The organism is Stutzerimonas chloritidismutans AW-1 (genome assembly GCF_000495915.1).
Classification (GTDB): domain Bacteria; phylum Pseudomonadota; class Gammaproteobacteria; order Pseudomonadales; family Pseudomonadaceae; genus Stutzerimonas; species Stutzerimonas chloritidismutans.
The window spans coordinates 136395-142496 of sequence record NZ_AOFQ01000026.1 but is presented as its reverse complement, the minus strand read 5'-3'; the positions used below and the strand labels follow the sequence as shown (position 1 = coordinate 142496).

6 protein-coding genes are annotated in these 6102 nt (G+C 67.9%); 3 read left to right on the top strand and 3 right to left on the bottom strand.

Features of this window, described 5'->3' with window-relative positions; translation table 11 throughout:
- Window positions 1-663 (top strand): YciC family protein (locus F753_RS33900; protein WP_023444972.1); only part of this gene is annotated, 663 nt, incomplete at its 5' end.
- A 77-nt stretch (window positions 664-740) separates the two neighbouring features.
- Window positions 741-1169: a VOC family protein gene (locus tag F753_RS33895; protein ID WP_023444971.1), complete on the top strand. Its 429-nt coding sequence runs from the start codon at window positions 741-743 to the stop codon at window positions 1167-1169.
- A 10-nt stretch (window positions 1170-1179) separates the two neighbouring features.
- On the opposite strand, the gene F753_RS33890 is transcribed toward F753_RS33895, so the two are convergent.
- Entirely contained in the window at window positions 1180-2010 is an 831-nt protein-coding gene (locus F753_RS33890) for an SDR family oxidoreductase (protein WP_023444970.1), read from the bottom strand.
- Window positions 2011-2096: 86 nt separating this feature from the next.
- On the opposite strand from F753_RS33890, the gene F753_RS33885 reads away from it, so the two are divergent.
- Window positions 2097-2912 (top strand): substrate-binding periplasmic protein, encoded by an 816-nt coding sequence (locus tag F753_RS33885; protein ID WP_031297532.1) that lies wholly within the window; start codon window positions 2097-2099, stop codon window positions 2910-2912.
- A 2-nt stretch (window positions 2913-2914) separates the two neighbouring features.
- On the opposite strand, the gene hrpB is transcribed toward F753_RS33885, so the two are convergent.
- Window positions 2915-5440 (bottom strand): ATP-dependent helicase HrpB, encoded by a 2526-nt coding sequence (gene hrpB, locus F753_RS33880; protein WP_023444968.1) that lies wholly within the window; start codon window positions 5438-5440, stop codon window positions 2915-2917.
- 59 nt (window positions 5441-5499) lie between these two features.
- Window positions 5500-6000 (bottom strand): hypothetical protein, encoded by a 501-nt coding sequence (locus F753_RS49975; protein ID WP_245218634.1) that lies wholly within the window; start codon window positions 5998-6000, stop codon window positions 5500-5502.
- Window positions 6001-6102 lie beyond the last annotated feature (102 nt).

Below are 6102 nucleotides of genomic sequence, written 5' to 3'. Positions count from 1 at the left end.
CTGCGGGCCGCCTGTTTCTTCTCCCCCCGCCACTTCCTGACCATCGTCCGGCTCTGCCTGCCGCTGATCCTGCTCGAAAGCGCGACACGCCTGGCGCTCGATCACTGGCTCGGCGAAAACGTCCTGCCCGCCCTGGACCTGCTGGTGGGCCTGATCTTCTATCCGCTGTACGTCGGCGCGCTGATCCTTTACCTGGATGCGCGCAGCCGTGGCCACGATCCGGCGCTGCGTGCGGTCTACGCCCGGGCCCTGCCGCTGTGGCCAGCGCTGGCCGTGCTCTCGGGGCTCGGCTCACTGCTGATCATGCTCGGCGCCTCGCTGTTCGTGCTGCCCGGCATCTGGGTCATGGTCAAGATCGCCTTCGCCGAGTACCTGCTGGTCTTGCGTGGCCAAACACCGCTGGCGGCGCTGAAGGAGAGCTTCGCCCTCACCCGCGGGCATTTTTTGCTGATACTGGGCTGCGTGATGACCGTGCTGTTGCCGATCTGGATGCTGGAAATCTGGATCGCCGCCCAGCTGTTCGCCGAGCAGACGCCACCACTGGTGCCGGCGATGTTGCTGGACGCCGTGGTCGGCCTGCTGCAGTTGCTGCCGACGATCATGCTGTTCCGCTGCTTCATGCTCTGCACCGAGCCGCCGACACGCCAGCCGGACAACGGCTGAGCGGTCTTTCGACGGAGGTTCAGGCGAGGCGCGCAGAGCCTGCTAGGCTTGCTCCGGCCACATCAGGAGACCCCGCCATGGCCGACCAGAACCCAAGCATCCTTTCGCACATTTCACTGGGCAGCAATCGCTTCGACGAAGCGGTTGCCTTCTACGACCAGGTCCTCGCCACCCTTGGCTGCAAGCGAATCCTCGAACACCCCGGCGCGGTCGCCTGGGGCCGTGAATACCCGGAATTCTGGATTCAACGACCCATCGACGGCGGCAGCGCGTCGGTGGGCAACGGCACCCATGTCGGTTTTTTCGCTGCGAATCAGGCCGAGGTCGACGCCTTCCATCGCGCGGCGATCACCGCCGGCGCAAGCGATGAGGGCGCACCCGGCCCGCGCCCGGAATATGGCGAGCCCTACTACGGCTGTTTCGTACGCGATCTGGACGGCCACAAGATCGAGGCGTCCTACTGGGACGAGGCGCTGATGCAGCAACTCTACGGCAGCGGCAGCTAGCCCGCTGCGCTCAGGAGGCGCGCCCGCCGAGCAGCCGCGGTAACAGCAGGCTCTGGTACAGCCGCGGAAAACAGCGCGCCAGCAGCTGGGCCTTCCAGTCCAGGTTCGACAGCACCAGCAGCCGGCGCCGGCGCAGCGCGCCCTGATAGATCGCCTCGGCCACGTCCTGCGGCGAAGCGACCCGACCGATGTCCAGCACCGGCGTGGGCGCTGTCGAACCATCGCCGACCAGCACGTTCTTGCGCAGATCGGTGGCGGTGTAGCCGGGGCAGACCAGCATGACGTTGACGTCGGTTTCCCGAAGCTCGCAACGCAGCGTCTCGAACAATCCGTGCAGGGCATGCTTGCTGGCGTTGTAGGCTGCGCGGTTGGGCACCGGCGAATACTGCGAAAGCGAGCTGAGCACAATGATCTGCCCGCCGCGGGAGATCAGACTGGGCAGCGCGGCCTGAGTGCAATGCAGCGCGCCGTAGAAATTCACCGCCATCACCCGCTCGAACACTGCCAGGCTGGTATTCGCTACCGGGCTGCGGTGAGTGATGCCGGCGTTGTTGACCAGCACGTCGATGCCGCCGTAACGCTCCACCACCAGCGCAATCGCGCGCTGCACCGCCTCGGCATCGCTGACGTCACAGCACAACCCCAGCGCATCGGCATTGTGGTGATCGGCCAGATGCTGCACCAGGCCATCCAGCGCATCCTGATGCAGATCGAAGATCACCAGCCGCGCGCCAGCCTGGGCCATGCGCACCGCCAGCGCGCGGCCGATCCCGGCACAGCCGCCGGTGATCACCACCAGCTTGCGGTTGAACACCTTGCGATCGAACACCTTGCGCTGCATACCCCTACTCCTTCGTGCCGCACGCCTGCCTTTCGGTATGAGCATAGGTCGATATAGGCCGACATTCCTCACGCTGCTGCAGCAATATGGCTCATGGACAACCGGGCATCGGCTGCGCATGCTTGTTGGAACAGCGCAAGGCAGCGATCGATCCATTGAAAGCATTCATCTATCTGGCCCTGGCCTCCCTTCTCGGCTTACCAGCCGCGGTCCTGGCCAATCCCGTTTCGCAACGCGTCCTCAACGTCGGCTACTACGAGTTCGCCCCGGCCATCTACACCGATGCCCAGGGCATGGCACGCGGCGAGCTGGCCGAACTGACCCGCCGCGTCGCGCGTGAGGCCGGCTACGGCGTGCGCTTTCGAGGGCTGCCCGGTGCCCGCCTCTACGCGGCGCTGGAGAATGGCAGCATCGACCTCTGGCCCGGTGCCAAAGGCAAACCGGAACTGGCGACCCATACGTTGGAAGGCCGGCATACGCTCAGCCAGATCAATCTCAACCTCTACCGCCTTGCCGGTACGCCGGCGCCGCGCCTGCCGGACGACCTTGCCGGCAAGTCGCTGATCCTGATCGGCGGCTACAGCTACTGGCCGAACGTCAACGCGCTACTGGACGATCCCGGCCTCGACCTGCGCCTGCTGCGCACCAGCAATCACCTTTCCGCGCTGGAAATGCTGCAGCGCAACCGTGGCAATTACCTGCTCGACTACCAGATTCCAGTGGAACAGGCCCGCCAACGACTACGGATGGAAGCGCTGCCCTACCAGCGCCTGGCCCAGGTGCCGATCCACTTCATCGTCTCGCGTCATGCACGCGACGCCGCGACCATCGTCACTGCGCTCGACGACGCCTATGAAGCGTTGCGCGTCGCCGGCGAGGACCTCAGCCTGCCCTCGGACTGAGCCTACTGCCCGCGTGGCTTGGCCCGTGCGGTCGGCTCGGCGATCAGCGGGTCGTCCGGCCAGTAATGCTTGGGATAGCGCCCCTTCAGATCCTTCCTTACCTCGGCGTAGGTGTTGGCCCAGAAACTCGCCAGGTCCTGGGTGACCTGTACCGGACGCCGCGCTGGCGACAGCAGGTGCAGCTTGACGACCTGTCGGCCACCAGCAATCCGCGGCGTGTCGGCCAGGCCGAACAGCTCCTGCAGACGCACCGCGAGCACCGGCGGCTGCTCGCTGTAGTCCAGCCGAATGCGCGAGCCGGACGGCACGCTGACCGCCACCGGCGCCTGCTCATCCAGGCGCTGCGGCAGCGGCCAGGGCAGCAGCGTGGCGAGCATGCCGGCCAGATCGAGCTGGGCGAAGTGCGCCAGGCGCGACACCTTGCCGAGGTAGGGCAGCAGCCAGTCGCCCAACCGTTCCAGCAGTGCAGCATCGCTGACGTCCGGCCAGTCGCTGCTGTTGCCTGCGTCCAGATCGAGCTGACGCAGCAGGTCGATGCGCGCCTGCCACTGGCGCAACTCCGGCGTCCAGGCCAGCAGTTCCAGGCCCTTGCGCCGCACCAGGCCGAGCAGCGCGCGAGCCCGGGCGTCATCGTCGAGGTTCGGCAGTGGTTCGCGGCTGAGCACCAGTTCACCGATCCGCCGCTGCCGTTCGGCGCGCAGCACGCCCTCGCGCTCGTCCCACTCCAGCTCATCGCGCAGAGACACCTGTTCGGCCAGCGGTCCGTCGAACAGCGCCGGGTCCAGCGCGACCGCCCGATAGATGCGCTCCTCGCGTTGTCCCTGATGGCTGCCCAACTCGGCGATCACCAGCCAGGGCTCCTTCATCAATGCATCCGGCTCACCGAACAGCGCCGCGCGCCCGTTGGCCAGACGATAACCACCGCCACCGTCGCGGCGCTGCCGGGCGACGCGGTCGGGGTAGGCGAAAGCCAGCAGCGTGGCCAGCGCGTGCTGTTCGTCCAGCGCTCCGTCGCCCTGCCCCGGAGCGCCGCGCAGCAGGCCACGAAACTGCCGGGCCAGCTGCCGCACTCGCTGCACCGCAGCGCCACGGCCGCTCTGCAACTGGTGCAGACGCAGCGCCAGATCGGCGCCGCCGCTGCGCTGTCCGCCGGATTGAATGTCACGCTCGACCAGCAGCGCCGCGACATCCGCCGCCAGCGCGCCAATACCCAAGCCATGCCCGCGCAGCAGCATGTGCGCCAGCCGCGGGTGTGCCGGCAACTCGGCCATGGCCTGACCGTGGCGGGTCAGCTGCCAGCCGCCATGTTCGTTGTGCTGCAATGCGCCAAGGCGCTCGAGCAGCGCCTGAGCCTGGGCGTAAGCCGCCGCCGGCGGCCGGTCGAGCCAGGCCAGCTCGTCCGGCTCGACACCCCAGCGCGCCAGTTGCAGCGCGACACCCGCAAGGTCCGCCTGGAGGATTTCCGCCTCGTCGTAGGCCGCCAGCTGCGCGTGCTGATCCTCGGACCACAGCCGATAGCAGACGCCCGGCTCCAGGCGCCCGGCGCGACCAGCGCGCTGCGTGGCCGAGGCGCGGGAGATGCGCCGGGTTTCCAGCCGGGTCATGCCGCTGCCTGGATCGAAGCGCGGCACCCGCGCCAGTCCGGCGTCCACCACGATGCGCACGCCTTCGATGGTCAGACTGGTCTCGGCGATGTTGGTCGCCAGCACCACCTTGCGCATGCCCGCCGGCGCCGGCTCGATGGCCGCGCGCTGCTGCGCCAGCTCCAGCTCGCCGTGCAGCGGGCAGAGCAGGATGTCGCCGCGCCCGCCCAGCTGATCGGCGAGCGCCTCGTGGACGCGGCGGATCTCGGCCTGCCCCGGCAGAAACACCAGCACGCTGCCCTGCTCGTCCTCCAGCGCCTGCAGCACCGTCTGCATCACGCGCGGCTCGATACGCTCATTCGCCGCAACGAGACGGCCCCAGCGCTGCTCGACCGGGTGCATGCGCCTTTCGCTGCGCACCACCGGCGCATCGTTGAGCAGTGCCGACAGGCGCTGGCCCTCCAGCGTCGCCGACATCAGCAGCAGCTTGAGCGGCTCGTCGCGCAGCAGTTGCCGCGCATTGAGCGTCAGCGCCAGAGCCAGATCGGCGTCCAGGCTGCGCTCGTGGAATTCGTCGAAGATCACCAGGCCGACGCCTTCCAGCGCCGGGTCGTCCTGCAGCCGCCGCGCGAGAATGCCCTCGGTGACTACCTCGATGCGTGTGTTCGGCCCGACTTTGCTGTCCAGCCGGATGCGGTAGCCGACGGTTTCGCCGACGCGCTCGCCCAGCTCACTGGCCAGCCGCTCAGCCGCTGCGCGGGCAGCCAGACGGCGCGGCTCCAGCATGATGATGCTCTGCCCGCCCAGCCAGGCTTCGTCGAGCAGCGCCAGCGGCACGCGAGTGGTCTTGCCGGCGCCGGGCGGTGCTTCGAGAACGGCTTCGTCGCGCTGTTGCAGGGCCTGGCGCAACGCCGGCAGGACTTCGTCGATCGGTAGGGAATTCATGGGCACTCGCTTCGGGCAGACGATTCAACAACCGAGGCGCCCGCCCGAAGCTGGGCGCATCAGTTGACGCTATAGCCGCGTCCGGTCAGGCAGGCGCCAAGGGCGCGCTTGTAGATGTCGGCAACGCTCGCCGCCGGAGCCGTCCGGGCGCTGGCCGGATCGAAACCGCTCTGGCTCACGGCCCAGGTATGACACTCGTAGCGATCGCGGCTCTGCTGCTCGGCGCTCTGGTCCTTGGCCGGATAGGCGATGACATCATATCGCGTGGCCTCGCTGGCCGGCAGCGGCGGATGACTGACCGGCTCGTAGACATTGCGCTCTACATTCCACAGGTAATAGGTACCGGCGGCAATGAAGTAGAGCATGCTGCCGATCCAGATTTCCCGCGCACCGGCCGGCAGGCCGTGGCTGTGACGCGGGCCCGGCACATGCTGCGTCCCCGGTCCCGCCGGCCCTCTATGCGCACCCGGCCCGGGACCGGGAGGTGCGGCGGTGACCGGCAAGGCGATGCAGAGGGAAAGAACGGCGCCAAGCGCGGCGCGCGGCAGTGACCTGGACATGATTGAACTCCGGGATGGGATGAAATCGCAGCGCGATTATCTGCCCGGCCGATGCAGCGGTCCGTCAGGCCTCGGTAAGGACTGGGTAAAGCCACCCCATGC